Origin of the sequence: Idiomarina sp. Sol25 (genome assembly GCF_033052775.1) — a bacterium.
In the GTDB taxonomy this organism is placed as follows: domain Bacteria; phylum Pseudomonadota; class Gammaproteobacteria; order Enterobacterales; family Alteromonadaceae; genus Idiomarina.
Genome location: NZ_JAUPEW010000034.1, coordinates 1 through 504, shown reverse-complemented (window position 1 = coordinate 504; position 504 = coordinate 1). Strand labels below are relative to the sequence as shown.

The following is a 504-nucleotide window of genomic DNA, read 5'->3' as shown; positions in this document are numbered from 1 at the left end:
GATGCCCAAGGCGAGCCCGTGAGGCTCGGTGACGTCTCCGAGGAAGTGACCAAACGAAATGGTGGTGGTCTGCTTGGCAGGGAAATGGTGATGGGTGTCACCAATTCGCGCGGAATTGTTCCGATGCGTGAGCAGACAATTGCAGAAGATATAAGCCGGTACAAGGTCGTCCCGCCTCAGGCGTTTGCCTACAATCCGATGCGTATCAACGTTGGCTCCATCGCCATGAACGCGGCTGAGGAGCCAATCCTCGTCAGCCCGGATTATGTGGTGTTTGCATGTCTTCAAGGTCGCCTGTCCCCCGATTTTCTGGATCACCTTCGGAACACAAAATGGTGGTCGCACTACATCAATAGCGGCGGATCGGGCAGTGTCCGGCAACGCACCTACTATGCCGATCTTGCGGCGATGAAAGTGCCGCTTCCCAACTTCGAGCGGCAGTGCCGAATTGCCGATGTACTGAATACCGGGCGGCGCGATGTCGAGATGACCACTCTCGAAATC

The 504-nt window shown here is 56.3% G+C and carries 1 protein-coding gene; it reads left to right on the top strand.

What is annotated here, in order from left to right:
• Positions 1–18 precede the first annotated feature (18 nt).
• Positions 19–504 (top strand): hypothetical protein (locus tag Q5L94_RS13330; RefSeq protein ID WP_317498852.1); only part of this gene is annotated, 486 nt, incomplete at its 3' end.